The following is a 16,251-nucleotide window of genomic DNA, read 5'->3' on the forward strand; positions in this document are numbered from 1 at the left end:
ATTGCCTTGACCATCATTTTGCCGATGGCTGCCCTCTTCTACCGCAAGCGCTAACCTTGTCCTGTGTTTACGCCCGTCTCCCCCGCATACTTCCAGCGTGACCCGGTGCAAATAGCGCGGCAAGTGTTAGGCGGAACGCTGGTGCGGGTGCTGCCGGGCGGCGAGCGCCTGAGCGGGCGGGTGGTGGAAGTAGAAGCTTACGATTGCCCACGCGATCCGGCCTGCACTGCGGGTAGATTTCACGCCGCCCGCAGCGCGGAAATGGCGATTCCGGCGGGACAGTGGCTGTTCTGGACGGCGCACGGTCACCCGCTGCTTCAGGTGGCCTGCCGGGAGGAAGGCGTGTCGGCCAGTGTGCTGATTAGAGCCATAGAACCGCAAGAGGGCATCGGCCAGATGCTGACGCACCGCCCGGTCACGCGGGAACGCGATCTGACCAACGGCCCCGCCAAGTTGGTCTATGCGCTGGGACTGAATCCGGCGCAGATTACGGGAACTTGGGTCAACAGTGCCGGGCTGCATCTTTGCCTGCCCGACCAACCCCTGCCCGACGAACAAGTGCAAACCACCGCCCGCGTGGGCATCCGCGAAGGCCGCAATTTACCCTGGCGCTTCCTGTTGCAGGGCAATGCGTGGGTGTCGCCTGCCGTGCCGAGTATGGAGTTGGCGGTTGGCACAGGCGATGGAACGAAAAAAATATAAATACAGTCTTCTGCAGGTAATAAGAGTCTAAATGTGAATTCTTAACACGCGCTCAGCCTTTGCTCCGGGTCGACGCCATTTCCCAGTAGACGTTAAGGCTCAGCCAATACCACATGGTCTTGATATGGGAACGCGAAAACTGGATATCAAATCTAAATAAATTTTCGGGAAAACCAGGCCATTCCGTAATATATCACGCTTCATATGAAGCAGCCCCGACTTCGACAATAAGAAAACCCTGTCTAGTACGTGGTTTATCTTGGTGGCGGCTTGGGCGGCGGATTCATGGCCTAGTGTGCGCCTCATCTTCTGACAGGAGCCTCACACCTCACACGTCCGGTATCTCAGCAGCATCCAGCCTCGGTACAGTTTTCCCACGCTTCGGCGGGAGCATGTCTCCTAAACTGCCACAGCGCCCCGCTCTGAGAACGGCAGGATTTTCTTGCCTGCTCAGCAGTGTTCTGGGCAAGGTTCGACGAACTCCACATCCAGCCAGTATTGGGCCTCGTCTTCAGCCACGGCGCTACCGTCCCCCATCAGCTCTTGCCAGGCGGCCCACGCTTCGGTTTGCAGGTCGGGATGATAGGCCAGGGAGTCCGCCAGCTGCACGCGCAGCTCCAGATCAGGCCCTTCTCGCGAGAAGCCGCGGTCTTGTCGGTAGGTGGCATCAAGTAGGTCAGCGAGTTCGACAGGCGTCAGGTTACTCGGATGTATGGGACGAGGCTAAACCAAAAAACACCCCCACCCACAGCCAAAGCAGGGGGGTTTGGCTGGAGGAGTCGGGAGTGGGGTGCGTGAGTGGATCCTCGCTTTGATGTGGCCCCACGCCTGAGCCCGTCGAGCGGCGTCAAGAGCGAATCGGGCTCCGCCGATGAGGTGGGGGGGAGGGCCTCTCCCTCCCCCCTCACGCCACCCCGCTTGTAAGGTTTGAGTCAGAATCGCGGCTGCACGCTATGAGACGGAGATGAAGTTTGTGAGTCAGGCCCTCATGAGCCTCGTCCCGTTGTGACGCGATGACGTCTGCCGCCGTATCCGGGCACCTGGCACAGACCGAGCAAGTGGTGCGCCCACCGCAACTCCCCCTAGGCCACTCGTTGCCTTTCATTTCAGCTCCAGAAGAGCTGAACAGGAGTTTCTGTGCGTACAACCCCCACTGTGTTCGCGTTCATGTCCCTCGCCCTCGTCCTCGCCAGCTGCGGCGGCCCCAACACCCCTGGTACCCCTGGTGCCACCGGCCCCCTGGTCAAGGTCGACGTCGCCGCTCTCGGTGGTCTCCGTGCTCAGGGCCTGACCGGCGACGCGGGGCCGTTGTACTTCAACGTGAACGTCCGCGACAGCCAGAATCAACTCGTGGCCTTCAACGGCACCACCTTTGACCCCACCGGCACGGGCACCAAGACCCTGACCCTGAACCTCAGCAACGCCTTCCGCCAGACTCTGCTGCTCCCCGCCGGCAGCTACTCCTTCGAAACCGCCGCCAAAGATGGCGCCACCGGCAGCACCCTGCTCGCCTACGGCCCCGCTGCAGAGAACACCGCCACGATTCAAGGTGATGGCGCTGTCGTGCGTCTGAAGTTCCATGCGGTCTTCGATAAGGCCAGCAGCAGCCTGGACTTCAGCACCAACACCCCACTCTTGTTCACCAACAGCACCTTCAACCTGAAACTGTCCCCCAAGATTGCCCCCGTGGGTGAGGTGAGCGCGACCGTGCCCACCACGGACATCGGCAACGTCACCTATACCCTGGGCAACACCACGGACGCTGTCCTGAACAATGCGGGCAGCAAAATCGGCATCAACCTCACCGCGCGCGGCACGGCGGAAGACAGCACCCTGAATGTCACGGCCAGCTTTAACGCCTGGACACAAGTGGACGGCACCGACACCGCCGTGTACGGCCCCACCACGCTGGACTTCAGCAAGGCGATTGAAACCAACGCCCTGGTCGCGGACACCGTCATGCCCACCCTGATGTTCAACACCGTGAGCAGCGGGTACCTAGGCACCAGCACACCCCTGAGCGGCACGGCAACGGATGACGTGATGCTCAGCGAGATTCGCGTGTATGACGATAACGCGTTGGTGGCCAGCAACGTACAGAGCGACAATGTGACGGCCATCACCACTGATGAGAGTGGCAACTGGAGTACCAGCTGGACGCCAACGGTCGTGGGCAACCATGACCTGAGCGTGATCGTGTCTGATAGCACCGGCAACGAAAGCCGTGCGGATCAATCGGCAAGCGTGTCTCCGGTGGCTCCTTACACACTGGGCAGCAATGGGGCTCTCAACGAAGTGCATTACGAGCTGACCAATGGTGTTGCGCGAACCTTCAAGGTGATTGTGCCTGCGAACAACGGCAGCTTGTTCTTCGCCCTGTTCAACCCGGCCGATTGCCAGCCGATTGGCTGTGCACCCTTTGGTACGAAACAGTTCACGAGTTCGATGGTGGACGCTCAGGGCAACCCTGTGGCCCTGGCCACTGCTATATATAACGGCAATGAGTATGATTACACCAATGCGCTTCCGGGCGGGGAGTATTTCGTCACGATCAACCCAACGGCAGACAGCAAGGTGTCGCTGTACGGGTATAGCTACTGATTGTTTCGCAGAACCCCTCTTTGGCTTGACCAACTGAACACGGCGACCAGACAGGTCGCCGTGTTGGTTGTAGAGGATGGATAGATTTCCAGCAACACGCTGTTTCAACTCCTGTACCCTCAGCCCCCGCCCTTAGCCAAAGCTGGGGCGGGGGCGCTGTTCTTATTGGCTTATCCGCCCTTGCCGCCACTGTTGTCTGGCTGCGGGGCTGGTGTGGGGATCGGCTTCTCTGCTTTGAGCATGATCCAGAGTGCGTCTGATCCCCTTCCAAGACACTCACAAGAGTTCAGGGGGATTGTTTTACGCGGCGTCCAGTTCCACCGCGCTGTAGCCCCACGCCACGGCGGCCCGGACGGCTGCGGCTTCCAGTCGGTCAATGATCGGCATATCCATGAACTGGCCGACCACGGGAATCTTGTTGTCGTACTCTTCCCGAAATTGCAACAGCCACCCTTCGGCGTGCGCGACCTTCCTCTGGCCGCCGCCAGCTTCGCGGCTTTCTTCAGGTCATTCACAGTAGACACAGTTCCAGTTTGGGCTCTCAGGTCAGCAATGATCTGCTCGGCATTCATAGGCACACTCCAAGGGCGCGGCCCTGCAATCTGCAAGGGCCGGAAGAGGGCGGATGGTCAGTGCAGGGGGCTAGAGGCCCAGCGCCCGCTTGGCCCGCTGGAGGTACACCACGCGCTCCTGTAGGCCGTGCGTGCCGCCGTTGATCAGCTTGGTCACTGCCGTCACGTCATCGGTATCAGCGAAGCGGTTAATCCGCCGCGCCTGCCAGAACGCCCCGGCTACCAAAGCTGAAATGCCGTATTGCAAGAGCAGGTCTGGATCGCGCTCCAGATCGTAGCCGATGATCTCGCCGTAGGTGCGGTAGTTTTCCCGTCCAATCAGTTGGATCATGCCCCAGCCCCGGTACTTTCAGCCGTCGCCGGATTCAGAGCCACCGTTGCCCAGTCTGCCCGCGTAAACCGTGTTCGCCAGCGCTTCCGGATTGTGGGCGCAACGCTGAGCACTGGCGAGCGTGGGGAAGCGGGTCGGCCACACCTGGGGCAGCCTTTTAGCCGTGTAGTTCAGATTCTCTGCAATCGGCATAAACCCGGACTCGTGCCCCAGTTGCGCGAGCATGTGCGCTACCCGCAGCGGTATATCAATTTGATACTGAGGCAAGGCCACGCCATTTTCTCGGCGGCGACTGATCAGGGCGAATCTTCAGCAGGAGGCTGGCGCTAATCATGGCATGCCTCCGGTCAGGTCTGCGGGCCAAATGGTGCGCGGCTCTTCGTTGGGCTTCTGCTCTCAATATTCCACCCGCACCCGCGCCTGATCACGCTGATACCACAGCGAATGATTGGCAGCCAGTGACGTTTTGATCTCCATCATTTCGGCTTCTAAGGTTTCGACCCACTTGCCCAGATCGGCCTCCCGCCCGGCACTGACTTTGCCGCTGCGAACCTCGCGCACCAGCGTCGCCGGCCCGTAGAACACAGCCAAGATGATGGCGGCTGGCCCGCCTCTGGTCACGATGCCGATCAGCGCCGAGAAATCCACGTTATCCATGGATATGGAGCGCATTCGTGAGACGGCGGGCGTGCGCCATCTGTCTATGCACGGCCTGCGCCACACATACGCCAGCCTGGGCGTGCCAGTGGAAGTGGTGAGCAAGCAACTGGATCATGCCAGCGTTGCGTTCACACTCAGTCATTACCGAACTGTTTTTGTCTCAGCGCGCGAGGACTGGGCGCTCAATCTCAGTGAGCTGCTGGAAGGTAGAAATAACTGATGACGCACGCGTTACGCATTACGCACGCTTGACCATTTTTATGACAATAAGAAAACCGCGTACTAGACGCGGTTTATCTTGGTGGAGGCTTGGGGATTCGAACCCCAGACCCTCCGCTTGCAAAGCGGATGCTCTCCCGCTGAGCTAAGCCCCCTCAGCGGGCGTAAGGTTACCAGAGGTGAAGCGAATTGGCAACCCCCACCCGCCAGCCTAGGCCAATATGCCCTCCTCCACTCCGCTCAAAGCCGCTAGCATAAGTCATGTTTCGCCGTTCCCACGCTGTGTTTTCGCAGTTTCCTAAAGAGGTCTGGCCTGCGGGCGGCCTGTTGGTGGGCGGCGCAGCGCGGGACATCTTGCGGAGAGTCACGCCGGGAGATTACGACTGGGCGGTGTCTGATCCGGCAAACTCAGCCACCGCACTGGCCCGCGCACAGGGTGGCTCGGCTTTTCCGCTGGATCAGGAGCGGGGCTATTGGCGGGTTCATTTGCCGGACGGCGTGCAACATGACTTTGTGCCACTGCCAGACGACCTGAACGCCGACCTGCTGAGGCGAGATTTTACGGTCAATGCGATGGCACTGGACGCGGCGAGGCACCTGCATGACCCCACCGGCGGGCAGGCCGACCTGCGGGCGCGGCGGCTGAGGATGGTTTCGGCACAGAATGTATATACCGACCCGTTGAGGGCGTGGCGAGCGGCCCGGTTCGAGATTACGTTGGGATTCCAGATAGAAGCCGCCACCGAGCAGACCGTGCGGGAGGTGGCTGCCGCCCTCGCTGCTGGCCGCCTGCGGCTGCCTGCGCCAGAGCGGGTGCGCGAGGAGATGCAGGCCCTCCTGGGCCACCCAGACGCGGCGCGGGGCATCCTGCGGCTGGAGGAACTGGGACTGCTGGCCCTCACCCTGCCGGAACTGCGGGAAGGCATCGGCGTGGCGCAGGGCGGGTTTCATCATCTGGATGTGTTTGGGCATGGGGCAGAAACCCTGCACCAATTGCTGGCCCGCTTTGCCGACGCCCCGCTGCCCCTACGCTGGGCCGCCCTGCTGCACGATGTGGGCAAGCCCCGCGCCCACGCTCTCAGCGGCGGTCAGAATTTTTATGGGCACGACAAGTTGGGCGCAGAGATGACGCGGGAGGTACTGGCGCGGCTGAAACTCTCCGGAGACGACACAGCGCGGGCGGCAAGCTTGGTGGACGCACACATGCTCCGTTTGCCCCAAAACGACACCGAGGCCCGGCGCTTTGTCCATCGTCGCCGGGCGCTGTTGCCCGATCTGCTGGCCCTGATGCTGGCCGACCGGGAAGCGGCGCGTGGGCCGAGCAGCAGCCCCGCTTCCCGGCACGCTTATGCCGCCGCACTAGACCGGGTGCTGGCCGCGCTGGAAGACCAACCCGCCGCACCGAAACCGCTATTGACGGGCAGCCAAATCATCGCCCTTCTAGACATCGAACCCGGCCCGCGGGTGGGGCAGGCACTCCGGGCGCTGAACGAGGCCGCCGCGCTGGGTAGCGTAAAAAACCCGCAGGAAGCCCGCGAATTTGTGCAGAACTGGGCAACCGGTCCCCCATCAGATGAAGCCCAAGCGCAGGCAAATAAATGAGAAAAACTTCATTTAATGTTGAGCAGTGAGGTATGCTGACCCACCATGCTCGCCGCCATTTCCCCCGAAGTCCGCCCCCATCAGCCCATCACGCCCGATTGGGTGAAAAACGCCGTGTTCTATCAGATTTTCCCCGACCGTTTCGCCCGCAGTGGGCGCGTCACGGGCCTGAATTTGCAGCCCTGGGGCGATCAGCCGCATTTTCACAAGTACATGGGCGGCGACCTCTGGGGCGTCATCGAGAAACTGGATCACATCGTGAGCCTCGGCGTGAACGCCATTTATTTTTGCCCGGTATTCCAGTCGGCCAGCAACCACCGGTACCACACGCACGACTATTACCAAGTCGACCCGATGCTGGGCGGCAACGAGGCGCTGGCGGCCCTGATCGCGGCGGCCCACGAGCGCGGCCTGAAGGTTGTGCTCGACGGCGTGTTCAACCATGCCAGCCGGGGCTTTTTTCAATTCAACGACCTGCTGGAACAGGGCGACGCCAGCGCCTACCGCGACTGGTTCCATGTGGAAGGCTGGCCCCTGTCGGCCTACGACGACGCCCGCCCCGCCGGATACCACGCGTGGTGGGGCAACCGCGCCCTGCCCAAATTCAATACGGGTAACCCCGCCGTGCGCGACTTCCTGTGGGACATCGCCGAATACTGGATCGAGCAGGGCGTGGACGGCTGGCGACTGGACGTACCCAACGAGATCGACGACGATTCCTTCTGGCAGGAGTTTCGCCGCCGCGTGAAAGCCATCAACCCCGACGCCTACATCGTGGGCGAAATCTGGGGCGACGCGCACCGCTGGTTGCAGGGCGACCAATTCGACGCTGTAATGAACTACCACTTCACGCGGCCTTGCTTGGCTTTTTTCGGCGCTCACACGCTGGATCACCCCATGAACGAGCGCAGCGGCACCGGATTCGTGCCCCCCATGAGCGCCCCCGAATTTGGGCGGCGCATGACCGAAGTGACCCAGATGTACCACCCGGACGTGGTGGCGGCGCAACTGAACCTGCTGGACTCGCACGACACGGCGCGGTACCTGACGGCAGTCGGCGGCGACGCCTCCGCCTACCGCCTCGCCACTATTTTTCAGATGACCTACGTGGGCGCGCCCTGCATCTATTACGGCGATGAAATCGGCCTGCCCGGTGGCCCCGACCCCGATTGCCGCCGCGCCTTTCCGTGGGATCGCCAGAACGAATGGGACACGGCTACGCTGAACCTGACCCGCCAACTGGTAGGCGCTCGCCACACGACGACGGCCCTGCGGCACGGCACGTTCGACGTAACCTATGCGGAAGGCGACCAGATCGCTTACGCCCGCGCCCACGCCGAGGGCAACGCGCATGTGGTTCTGAACTGTGCCCCCCATGCCGCCCGCATTCCACTGTCGGGTGTGCTGGCCGGAACGTATACCGATGTGCTGACGGGGCTGACGTTGGAACTGAACGGAGATACGGAGATTGAAGTGCCTGCTCGGAGCGGCGTGGTGCTGGTGCCTGCGCGGCCGGAGAGGATCGTCTGAGAGGCTGAGGTTCTGAGGGCTGAGTCTAAAGGTCTAGGGTTTAAGGAAGGGTGGGAGAGCAATCGCTGGCGCTCATTCACCCCCCTCTCCTGCGGAGCTTTACAAGTCTGCGAGTCCTCGGCCCTCCCCGCAAGGGGAGAGGGAGCAAAAGCCCATAAACGCATTGTTTTTGCAGCCAGTAGGGGCGACTTGGTGTGTACCTTGTCGCCCCACGCTGTTTGCCCTCAGACGCCCTTCCTCAGTGCAGAGGCACATGCCCCGGAAAGCCGATCAGCCAATCGAGCAAGTCGCCCACCATCGCGGACGCCGTGACCATGCCGCCTGCGCCGCCGCCTGCAAAAATCAGGGTGCCGCTCTCCTCTCCCTCGTACACCAGCGCGTTCCGGCTGGCCCCCGCGGTACACAGCGGGTGCGTGTCGGGCAGACTCTGGGGCGACACGGTGGCCGTCCACTCGCCGTCCACCTTCACCAATTCGGCCACCAGCTTAATTCGTTCGCCGCGTTCACGGGCGGCGGCGATGTCTTCCAGCGTCACGTCCTCTATTCCCGTGACCTGCACGGCGCTGTACGGGTAATTGCCGTCGGCACTGAAGCGGGCCAGTACCGCCAGCTTGTGCGCGGTGTCGAAGCCGCCCACATCCAGCGTCGGTGGGTCTTCGGCGTAGCCCAACGCCTGCGCTTCCGAGAGGGCTTCCGTATACTCGCGTCCCGCTTCCATCTGGGTCAGAATGTAGTTGCAGGTGCCGTTCAGCACAGCCTGCAGGCCCACGAAGGTACTGGCCCGCAGCACGGTACTCATTGGCCCGATGACGGGCGTCCCGGCCATCACGCTGGCTTCGTAATACAGGCGTCCGGCCAGCGCATGATCGCGCAAGTCGTCCCAGCGTTCGGCCAGGAGGGCCTTGTTGGCGGTGATCACGGGCCGCCCGCTCCGCAAGTAGGGGGCCAGCAGTTCCAGCGGGCGCTCTATGCCGCCCATGCATTCCATGACCACCGCGCATTCCTGCAAAAAGGCCGGATCGTCGGTGAGGGGAATGCCCGCCGGAATATCGCGCTCGCGTGCCGCGTCGCGCACCAGCACGCCCGCCACTACCACTTCTACGCCCAGGTTGTCGAAGATATCTTTGCGCTTTTGCAGCAGCCGCAGAACATTTTCGCCCACGGTTCCGCACCCCAACAGCCCCACAGTCACGGTTCTCATGGCGTGAATGTAACGCAGGCACGCGGCGGTGGCCGGGGGTGGGATAGGTGTGGGTGGCCGCGCACCCCGCTCCCTCTCCTGGCCTCTATCTTGGCTTTGCGCTCAGTCATCTAGTTGGCCGGACGCTACACTAGCCCTATGTTGCCCGTGTCAAGAACTCGTCTGCCTTTCCGTATTCCGCCGTGGCCGTGTGCTGCGCGGCCAGAGCCAATAGCGTGAGGTCATCAGTATGAGTGGCCGTCTGGAAGAGCTGGCGGCAGAGTTCAGCATGGTCGAACTGGCGTTGGGCGATCCGGCGATGCTGGCCGAACCCCGCGAGTACGCCCGCCTGACCCGCCGCCACCGCGAACTGACGCCGCTGGTCACACTCCTCCGCGAGCGCGACAGCCTCACCACCGACCTTGCGGGCGCACGCGAACTGCTGGCCGATCCCGATATGCGCGAGCTGGCGGCGGGAGAAGTGGAAAGCATTACGGCGCGGTTGGCGGGCATAGAAACTGACCTTGAAGTGCTGCTGCTGCCCACCGATCCCGACGACGGCAAGAACGTGATTCTGGAGCTGCGGGCCGGGGCAGGCGGGGCCGAAGCAGGCCTGTTTGCCACCGACTTACTGAGGATGTACACCCGCTACGCCGAGGGCGCGAACCTGAAACTGAACGTGCTGGACGCCTCCGAGAGCGATCTGGGCGGCGCGAGCAAGGTGGTGGCCGAAATTACGGGCGACTTCGCCTACCGCGCCTTCAAGTGGGAACGGGGCGTTCACCGCGTGCAGCGCGTACCCGCCACCGAATCGGCGGGCCGGATTCACACCAGTACGGTGACGGTGGCCGTGCTGCCCGAAGTACAGCAGGACGAAGTGCATCTGGATTTGTCGGAAGTACGGATCGATGTGTACCGCTCTCAGGGTGCGGGCGGGCAGGGCGTGAACACCACCGACAGCGCGGTGCGGGCCGTGTACCGCGCAGGCACACCCGACGAAATCATGGTGGTCTGTCAGGATGGCCGCAGCCAGATCAAGAACCGTGAAAAGGCGCTGATCGTGCTGGCATCCCGGCTGGCCGAGCGCGAACGGGCCGCCCGCGAACAGCGCGAACGCTCGGAGCGGGCCTCTCAGGTGGGCAGCGGTGACCGATCCGAGAAAATCCGGACGTACAACTATGCCCAGAATCGCGTGACCGATCATAGGTTAGAGGGCGATACCAAAAACTTTGCGCTCGACAGTGTGATCGAGGGTCAGGTGTCTCCGGTGGTGGCCGCCCTGGCGCGGGCCGAGCGCGAGCGGCAACTGGTCGAAATGGGCCAGCAACAGCAGGACGGGCAGTATGGCGCGGCGTGATCTGCTGGTTGCAGCGGGCATTCTGCGAGACCGATTCGGGCGGGTACTGCTGGTGGGCAACGACTGGCAGGGGCATGGGCGCGTGCGCCACACCCTCCCCGGCGGCGTCGTGGAACAGGGCGAAACCCTGCCCGAAGCCCTTTACCGCGAGATCATAGAAGAAACGGGCCTGAAGCTGACCGGAATCAAGCACATGGCCTACACGGTGCATATTGAGGATGAACGCCGGGGCGAACGCGCGATTGCGGTGGCGTTCGAGGCGACGTGGGAAGGCCTGCTGAACCCCGCCGATCCAGACGGCTTTATCGTGGAAGCCAAGTTCTGTTCGCTGGAAGAGGCGCTGGACAAGCTGGATTCGCCGCCCATGCGCGAGCCGCTCAGCGACTACCTGAAAACGGACGAGCCGGGGCGCTTTTATGCCTTCAAAGGCTGGGATGGACGCGGCGGGCTGCGGATTCCGGCGCTGAAGGCAAAGGTTTAGGCAAAAGGAGGGGCTACGCTCCGGCCCTGGCACGGTCAGTATCTGTTGACTTTTGCCTACCTGAGGGACACTTTTTCAGGCCCGGAAGCAACCTCCCTGAGGGCGAGGACACGTGCTTGCGGAGCAGACTGGGGCTCTACCTGAAATCGTCAACTTTGGGTTCCTGCCTCCTTTGCCGCCAATTCTGGCTTCACTGGTTCAGCTGACGCTTTTAGGCGTGTGCCGCAGTGTGGGCAGTACGCGCCCTGCACGGCGGCGGCCACGATCTGCTCGGTATGAATGTCATTTTCCTTGATTCGCAGACGCGCCAATTCTTCCGCGAACCCGCTGGCGATCATGCCTGCGGGCAGGGCCACCATCCCCACCCCGAACAGCATGATGAACCCGGCAGCCAGCTTGCCCAGCGGCGTTACTGGAAACACGTCGCCGTAGCCCGTAGTGGTCAGGGTAACCACCGCCCACCACAGCGCGTTCGGAATGCTCTCGAAGCCTTTGGTTCCGGCGCTCGATTCCACCTGATACAGCACACTGGCGGCAATAAAGACCAACACCACCACGATCAGCATGATGGTCAGCAGTTCTCCGGCCCGTTGCTGTATGACCCGCCCGATCAGCTGAAGCGAGTGAGAATATCGTCCCAGACGCAACAGTGACAACAATTTGAGCAAGCGCAATCCGCGCAGGCTGGCTAGAGTGCTGGTATGCGGCAACACCATAGACACGATGACCAACAGGTCAATCAGTGGCAGCGGGCTGAGGGCGTAGCGCAGATAAGCCTGGCCCGTGCCCACCCCCCGCGAGTCCGGGCGTTCGGGCACCACGTACAACCGCGCCAGATATTCGAGCGCGAACACGGCGGCGCAGGCTAGATCGAAGGTACGTAGGGCCGCGCCGTACTGCCGCGCCACTTCGGGCATCGTACCCACCACCGTCAGAACGACATTGGTCAAGATCAGAAGTGCGAGCAGAACATTGAAGGAAGTCTCGGCGCGGCCCATGCCATCAGCAGGGTTCAGGAAACTGTACAACTTGCGCCGGAGGGAGACTGGGGCGACGGCGGTCATGGGGTGGTTCGGCTCCAGCACAGCAAGCGGATTAAACTGATTTCAGTTGGGCTGCTCGAAGCAGCAATATCAAAGCCTGTACTCATGATTCTTAAAGATACGGTGCTGACCCTGCAGGGGTTCCGGAAACGCGAGTTACGATTTCATTCCGGTAAGCAGCACGAACGCCGCCCCAGTTCAGAGCGGCGTTTTGATTTTCTCAACTCAACACCAGCTCACCAACTTACAGTTCACGCACCAAGATTGGCGTGGTCGTCGGCTGTTCGCTTCCGCCTGTCGGTTCCACACTTACGGCAATGGTGGCTCCAGCTTGCAGCCCGGTGATCAGGATGCCTTGCCCGTCGAATACGCCCAGCGAGGCAGGTTTGCCCCCCACGATCTGCCACAACTGGTACACGCGGCCCGCATCGGCGGCGCTTGCCAGGTAAAGGTAGGCGCGGCCATCGGGCAGGCGCACCAACTGGCCCAGATCACGGCCCTCTACAGCTACCGTTTCGGTCACTGAGCCGGGCGTGCTGGCGTATTGGCTCACCGGGTCGGCGGCAGGGCGTAGCACCAGTACAGCGGTGACGGCGGCGGCCAGGCCCAGCGCGCCCAGCAGCGGCCACAGCGGGCGGCGGGCAGGCCGGGAAAGCGGCTCGGCGGGGGCAGAAGCGGCCTGAGCACCCTCAGACAGAGCGGGCAGCGGCGTCACAAGTGGAGCGGCGGGGCCAGCAGCAGAGCGTTCAGCGTGCAGGCGGGCCATCAGGCGGTCTTCGGCTCCGGCGGGCACGGGGCTGTCGGGCAGAGATTCGCTGAGGGCCACCAGTACGGCCAGGTCGGCGTCCAACTGCGCCCGGAGGGCCGGGTCGGCTTCTATGGCCGCCCGAACGCGCCCCTCTTCTTCAGGTGGCAGGATGCCCAGGGCGTAGGCGGTCAGTTGATCCTGATCAATGGTCACGCGTATTCACCTCCTTGAAGGCGCAGAGAAAGCGGAGTGAGAGGGCAGTTCCCGAGAAAAAGGTGAAAGTTCAATATCCTGACTCTGGGCGGGAAGGCTTGGCGGGCACGGCCAACGCGGAACGCATCCGGTCGAGGGCCAGCCGCAACCTCGATTTTACAGTGCCAATGGGTAACCCTGTCAGTACCGCCAGTTCGCTGTGCGAATGTCCCTGATAGTAGGCCAGTTCCACGAGGTGCCGTTGGTTGGCGTCCAGAACATCTACAGCGCGGGAAGCCAGAATCCGGTCGGTGGGGTCGCTGGCGGCTACAGGCGCGTCCCAGTCTTCTATTTCCAGCGGGGTGTCGGGGCGGTCTCGCAGTTCCTGCAAGAAGCGGTGGTGAGCGATGCTGACCAACCAGGTCTTGACGCTGGCGCGGGCCGAATCGAAACGGGCGGAGTGCTTCCAGGCGTTCATGAACGCGTCTTGCACGCAACTTTCTACATCGTCGGGTTGCCGGAGCATCCGGGTTCCCAGCGCGTACAGCAGGCGCGAATGCCGGGAGTGCAGCTCTCTGAGGGCGTCCTCGTCCCCCTGCGCCATGCGGGCGATCAGGGCCTCGTCGGGCGGGTCAGGAGTCAGGCTGGGAGAAGTCATAGATTCACTTGCAGCCTAACAGCCCGGCGGTCAAATCCTATGTACCAAGTTCTACCTTGACCTTAACGTGCGCTGAAGGGGCGAGGGGATTTGTGAGTCCGCGTCTCAGGCTTGAGGGGCGCGGGGGGTAACGGCGCTGGGAGCGACAGCAGCAGCAACAGGCTGAGCGTCCATGACCACAGGCGCGGGCACGGGGTCACGCAGCCCGCCGTCCAGTTCGGCCTTCAGGCCAGACGTTCCCTTGCGGAATTCGCGCAGGCCATTGCCCAGGCTCTTGCCCAGTTCGGGCAGCTTGCGGGGGCCGAAGACAACCAGTGCAACGAGCAGAATCAACATAATTTCAGCGGGGCCGATATTGGGCATAGGGGTAACCTCTTGGGGAAAACTCAGAGAAGGGGCGGGAAGGGAGGGCATTGTTGATACGACGCAGATTTGATACGACACAGGAGGCCGCCGACAACTCACGGCCTCCCGAACCTGCTGAACGTCTATTCGTTCAGGCTCAGGCCTTGATCAGTGGCCCAACGATAGCCAACGTCTCTTCCATCGTGAGGGGCGCCCACAGGGCGGTGGGCGTGGGCGAGTAGGCGGCGTCGAAGTCGGCAGCAGCGGGGCTGGTGGGCTTGGCGTCGCTCTGGGGGGCAATAGAGGTCTGGCGCGTGGGGGCGGCGTTCTGGGCCAGATACACGCGCAGTTCCTGAATGCCCGACACGTGGTTGGCTTCTACGGCCAGAATGCTGGCGGCGGCGGTCAGCACAGCGCCGTTCTGGATGCTGGCAGCCTGTCCGAGGTAAGCCCGGACGCCCACTGGCTCGATGCTGGCGGCCAACTGCAAGAACACCTGATCGTTCACGCCGCTGCCGTCACCGATCAGGGGAGAAAAGTCGAAGGTGGGCTTGGCAACCGGAGTGCCGCCCAAGGAACGGATGGTGGCGGCGAGGGCGTCCACGTGGGCCTGCTCGTGGCTGGCAAGCTGCTTGGCGTATTCCTTCACGCGCAGGTTGATCAGCTTGGGGGCCAGCGCACCCGTGTCGAAGGCCTTGTAAAACTCGGTCTCCAGATACTCCAGCGTCAGCGCGTAGTTCAGGATGGCGAGGTCTTGCGCGACGCTTTTGGTGGCGGGGCTGGTGGCAGCGAGGGCCGACAGGTTCAGGCCACCCAGCGCGACTGCGCCCGCAGCGGTCAGGCCAGCGGTTTTCAGGAAGGAACGGCGGGTATTGGGAGTTTCGGTGGTCATGTGGGACTCTCCTTGGTAGGAATTAGACGCGGGTTAAAACGGCTCTTGGACTCAGGCTTAGGCTTACTTCTTGGCCCCGTTTACTTGATGACCGGGCCGACGATCGCCAGCACCTGCGCCATCGTCAGGGGTGTCCAGAACGCCGTGGGCGTGGGCGAGTAATCCGCGTTGAAGTCGGCCACATTGGTGCTGGTGGGATTTGCATCGGTCTGGGGCGCGATGCTGGTCTGGCGGGTGGGGTTCTTGTTATAGCCCAGCGACACACGCAACTCCTGCACACCCGACACGTGGTTGGCTTCTACAGCGTGAATGGCTGCGGCTGCGGTGATCAGTTCGGGGTTGCTGAGGCGGGCCACCTGGCCGAGGTACGCACGCACGCCCACAGGCTCGATGGTGGCGGCCAACTGCAAGAAGGTCATGTCGTTCTGGCCGCTGCCGTTGCCGATCAGGGGAGAAAAGTCGAAGGTAGGCTTGGACACCGGGGTGCCGCCCAGCTTGCGGATCGTGGCCGCAAGGGCTTCCACGTGCGCCTGCTCGTGGCTGGCGAGTTCCTTGGCGTATTCCTTGGTGCGGGGGTCGGTCAGTTTGGCAGCCAGTGCGCCCGTGCTGAAGGCCGTGTAGAACTCGGCTTCCAGGTATTCCAGGGTCAGCGCGTAGTTCAGGATTTCAAGGTCTTGGGCTGCGCCAGCGCCCATCGTGTTGCCCATGCTGCCGCTCATGCCCATGCTGGGGGCGCACGAAACGAGTGCGAGGCCCGCGCCGAACAGTCCAGCGTAGCCGAGGAAAGAACGGCGGGAGTTGGTGGCAGCAGTGGTTGGGGTGGTGGCGGGCGTGGTGTGCATGTCTTCCATAGGGGTGACCTCCAGCAAAGATTCCTGTCTGCGTGTGCCCGGAGCGGCCTCCGGTGAGCAGAAAGGCGGGCGGTGAGCCACATGACCTGTAGGGGGCCAGATGTGGCGCTCACCCAGTTGTATGCAGTGCAGGGCAAATTGGATCACTTGACCCTTGCTGGCCCGGCCCATAAAGGTGCGGTGAAGGGGCGGGAACGGCAGGAAGGCGTCTAAGCGGCAAGGGTAAGAGGGTCTAAGAAGGGCATTCGCTGGCGCTCACCTCCCCCGTTTTTTATCTGCCCTCCCCA

General features: G+C 62.5%; 19 protein-coding genes and 1 tRNA gene. 7 read left to right on the forward strand and 13 right to left on the reverse strand.

Features of this window, described 5'->3' with window-relative positions; translation table 11 throughout:
• The first annotated feature begins 63 nt into the window (after window positions 1–63).
• The gene (locus M1R55_RS01770; protein WP_249393044.1) at window positions 64–702 is read left to right on the forward strand and encodes a DNA-3-methyladenine glycosylase; all 639 of its coding nucleotides are present in this window, start codon (window positions 64–66) and stop codon (window positions 700–702) included.
• Window positions 703–1,152: 450 nt separating this feature from the next.
• On the opposite strand, the gene M1R55_RS01775 is transcribed toward M1R55_RS01770, so the two are convergent.
• A complete protein-coding gene (locus tag M1R55_RS01775; protein WP_249393045.1) occupies window positions 1,153–1,311 on the reverse strand; it encodes a hypothetical protein in 159 nt (52 codons plus the stop codon).
• 528 nt (window positions 1,312–1,839) lie between these two features.
• Between M1R55_RS01775 and M1R55_RS01780 the strand changes: the two genes are divergently transcribed.
• A complete protein-coding gene (locus M1R55_RS01780; protein ID WP_249393046.1) occupies window positions 1,840–3,303 on the forward strand; it encodes an Ig-like domain-containing protein in 1,464 nt (487 codons plus the stop codon).
• Between the two features lie 300 nt (window positions 3,304–3,603).
• Here M1R55_RS01780 and M1R55_RS01785 read toward each other — a convergent pair whose 3' ends face one another.
• The 4 genes from M1R55_RS01785 to M1R55_RS01800 form a co-directional block, all read right to left on the reverse strand.
• Window positions 3,604–3,747 carry a hypothetical protein gene (locus M1R55_RS01785; RefSeq protein ID WP_249393047.1) on the reverse strand — a complete coding sequence of 48 codons (144 nt, stop codon included), beginning with the start codon at window positions 3,745–3,747 and terminating at the stop codon, window positions 3,604–3,606.
• 198 nt (window positions 3,748–3,945) lie between these two features.
• Complete coding sequence (locus M1R55_RS01790) at window positions 3,946–4,206, reverse strand: hypothetical protein (RefSeq protein WP_249393048.1); 261 nt, start codon at window positions 4,204–4,206, stop codon at window positions 3,946–3,948.
• An 18-nt stretch (window positions 4,207–4,224) separates the two neighbouring features.
• Window positions 4,225–4,473 (reverse strand): hypothetical protein, encoded by a 249-nt coding sequence (locus M1R55_RS01795; RefSeq protein ID WP_249393049.1) that lies wholly within the window; start codon window positions 4,471–4,473, stop codon window positions 4,225–4,227.
• A 129-nt stretch (window positions 4,474–4,602) separates the two neighbouring features.
• Window positions 4,603–4,863 carry a hypothetical protein gene (locus M1R55_RS01800; RefSeq protein ID WP_249393050.1) on the reverse strand — a complete coding sequence of 87 codons (261 nt, stop codon included), beginning with the start codon at window positions 4,861–4,863 and terminating at the stop codon, window positions 4,603–4,605.
• On the opposite strand from M1R55_RS01800, the gene M1R55_RS01805 reads away from it, so the two are divergent.
• Entirely contained in the window at window positions 4,862–5,086 is a 225-nt protein-coding gene (locus tag M1R55_RS01805; protein WP_249393051.1) for a tyrosine-type recombinase/integrase, read from the forward strand. The genes M1R55_RS01800 and M1R55_RS01805 overlap by 2 nt on opposite strands.
• 79 nt (window positions 5,087–5,165) lie before the next feature.
• Here the strand turns inward: M1R55_RS01805 and M1R55_RS01810 are convergent.
• A tRNA-Ala gene (locus M1R55_RS01810) sits at window positions 5,166–5,240 on the reverse strand.
• A 106-nt stretch (window positions 5,241–5,346) separates the two neighbouring features.
• Here M1R55_RS01810 and M1R55_RS01815 point away from each other — a divergent pair.
• Window positions 5,347–6,687 (forward strand): HD domain-containing protein, encoded by a 1,341-nt coding sequence (locus M1R55_RS01815; protein WP_249393052.1) that lies wholly within the window; start codon window positions 5,347–5,349, stop codon window positions 6,685–6,687.
• A 45-nt stretch (window positions 6,688–6,732) separates the two neighbouring features.
• On the forward strand, window positions 6,733–8,217 hold the full coding sequence (locus M1R55_RS01820; protein WP_249393053.1) for an alpha-amylase family glycosyl hydrolase: 1,485 nt from the start codon (window positions 6,733–6,735) through the stop codon (window positions 8,215–8,217).
• 238 nt (window positions 8,218–8,455) lie between these two features.
• Here M1R55_RS01820 and M1R55_RS01825 read toward each other — a convergent pair whose 3' ends face one another.
• Window positions 8,456–9,418 (reverse strand): homoserine dehydrogenase, encoded by a 963-nt coding sequence (locus M1R55_RS01825; protein ID WP_249393054.1) that lies wholly within the window; start codon window positions 9,416–9,418, stop codon window positions 8,456–8,458.
• 229 nt (window positions 9,419–9,647) lie between these two features.
• Between M1R55_RS01825 and prfA the strand changes: the two genes are divergently transcribed.
• Window positions 9,648–10,754 (forward strand): peptide chain release factor 1, encoded by a 1,107-nt coding sequence (gene prfA / locus M1R55_RS01830; protein WP_249393055.1) that lies wholly within the window; start codon window positions 9,648–9,650, stop codon window positions 10,752–10,754.
• Window positions 10,741–11,235, forward strand: a complete 495-nt coding sequence (locus M1R55_RS01835) for an NUDIX hydrolase (protein ID WP_249393056.1) — start codon at window positions 10,741–10,743, stop codon at window positions 11,233–11,235. Before prfA ends, M1R55_RS01835 begins: the two co-directional genes overlap by 14 nt.
• A gap of 149 nt (window positions 11,236–11,384) precedes the next feature.
• Here the strand turns inward: M1R55_RS01835 and M1R55_RS01840 are convergent, their stop codons facing one another.
• From M1R55_RS01840 to M1R55_RS01865, 6 genes are all read right to left on the reverse strand, one after another.
• Complete coding sequence (locus M1R55_RS01840; protein ID WP_249393057.1) at window positions 11,385–12,299, reverse strand: ion transporter; 915 nt, start codon at window positions 12,297–12,299, stop codon at window positions 11,385–11,387.
• A gap of 223 nt (window positions 12,300–12,522) precedes the next feature.
• Complete coding sequence (locus M1R55_RS01845; RefSeq protein WP_249393058.1) at window positions 12,523–13,239, reverse strand: anti-sigma factor domain-containing protein; 717 nt, start codon at window positions 13,237–13,239, stop codon at window positions 12,523–12,525.
• A 70-nt stretch (window positions 13,240–13,309) separates the two neighbouring features.
• Window positions 13,310–13,876 carry an RNA polymerase sigma factor gene (locus M1R55_RS01850; RefSeq protein ID WP_249393059.1) on the reverse strand — a complete coding sequence of 189 codons (567 nt, stop codon included), beginning with the start codon at window positions 13,874–13,876 and terminating at the stop codon, window positions 13,310–13,312.
• A 105-nt stretch (window positions 13,877–13,981) separates the two neighbouring features.
• The gene (locus M1R55_RS01855) at window positions 13,982–14,239 is read right to left on the reverse strand and encodes a twin-arginine translocase TatA/TatE family subunit (RefSeq protein WP_249393060.1); all 258 of its coding nucleotides are present in this window, start codon (window positions 14,237–14,239) and stop codon (window positions 13,982–13,984) included.
• 139 nt (window positions 14,240–14,378) lie between these two features.
• Window positions 14,379–15,113 (reverse strand): ferritin-like domain-containing protein, encoded by a 735-nt coding sequence (locus M1R55_RS01860; RefSeq protein WP_249393061.1) that lies wholly within the window; start codon window positions 15,111–15,113, stop codon window positions 14,379–14,381.
• 80 nt (window positions 15,114–15,193) lie between these two features.
• Complete coding sequence (locus M1R55_RS01865; protein ID WP_249393062.1) at window positions 15,194–15,964, reverse strand: ferritin-like domain-containing protein; 771 nt, start codon at window positions 15,962–15,964, stop codon at window positions 15,194–15,196.
• Window positions 15,965–16,251: the final 287 nt, after the last annotated feature.

The organism is Deinococcus sp. QL22 (assembly GCF_023370075.1).
Lineage (GTDB): Bacteria > Deinococcota > Deinococci > Deinococcales > Deinococcaceae > Deinococcus.

What these genes read in the sequence shown, in the direction of transcription:
- M1R55_RS01790 (WP_249393048.1), bottom strand. Translation starts at nt 4,206, where the DNA reads ATGATCCAACTGATTGGACGGGAAAACTACCGCACCTACGGCGAGATC.
- M1R55_RS01805 (WP_249393051.1), top strand. Translation starts at nt 4,862, where the DNA reads ATGGATATGGAGCGCATTCGTGAGACGGCGGGCGTGCGCCATCTGTCT.
- M1R55_RS01800 (WP_249393050.1), bottom strand. Translation starts at nt 4,863, where the DNA reads ATGGATAACGTGGATTTCTCGGCGCTGATCGGCATCGTGACCAGAGGC.
- M1R55_RS01815 (WP_249393052.1), top strand. Translation starts at nt 5,347, where the DNA reads ATGTTTCGCCGTTCCCACGCTGTGTTTTCGCAGTTTCCTAAAGAGGTC.
- M1R55_RS01820 (WP_249393053.1), top strand. Translation starts at nt 6,733, where the DNA reads ATGCTCGCCGCCATTTCCCCCGAAGTCCGCCCCCATCAGCCCATCACG.
- M1R55_RS01825 (WP_249393054.1), bottom strand. Translation starts at nt 9,418, where the DNA reads ATGAGAACCGTGACTGTGGGGCTGTTGGGGTGCGGAACCGTGGGCGAA.
- prfA (WP_249393055.1), top strand. Translation starts at nt 9,648, where the DNA reads ATGAGTGGCCGTCTGGAAGAGCTGGCGGCAGAGTTCAGCATGGTCGAA.
- M1R55_RS01835 (WP_249393056.1), top strand. Translation starts at nt 10,741, where the DNA reads ATGGCGCGGCGTGATCTGCTGGTTGCAGCGGGCATTCTGCGAGACCGA.
- M1R55_RS01840 (WP_249393057.1), bottom strand. Translation starts at nt 12,299, where the DNA reads ATGACCGCCGTCGCCCCAGTCTCCCTCCGGCGCAAGTTGTACAGTTTC.
- M1R55_RS01850 (WP_249393059.1), bottom strand. Translation starts at nt 13,876, where the DNA reads ATGACTTCTCCCAGCCTGACTCCTGACCCGCCCGACGAGGCCCTGATC.
- M1R55_RS01855 (WP_249393060.1), bottom strand. Translation starts at nt 14,239, where the DNA reads ATGCCCAATATCGGCCCCGCTGAAATTATGTTGATTCTGCTCGTTGCA.
- M1R55_RS01860 (WP_249393061.1), bottom strand. Translation starts at nt 15,113, where the DNA reads ATGACCACCGAAACTCCCAATACCCGCCGTTCCTTCCTGAAAACCGCT.
- M1R55_RS01865 (WP_249393062.1), bottom strand. Translation starts at nt 15,964, where the DNA reads ATGGAAGACATGCACACCACGCCCGCCACCACCCCAACCACTGCTGCC.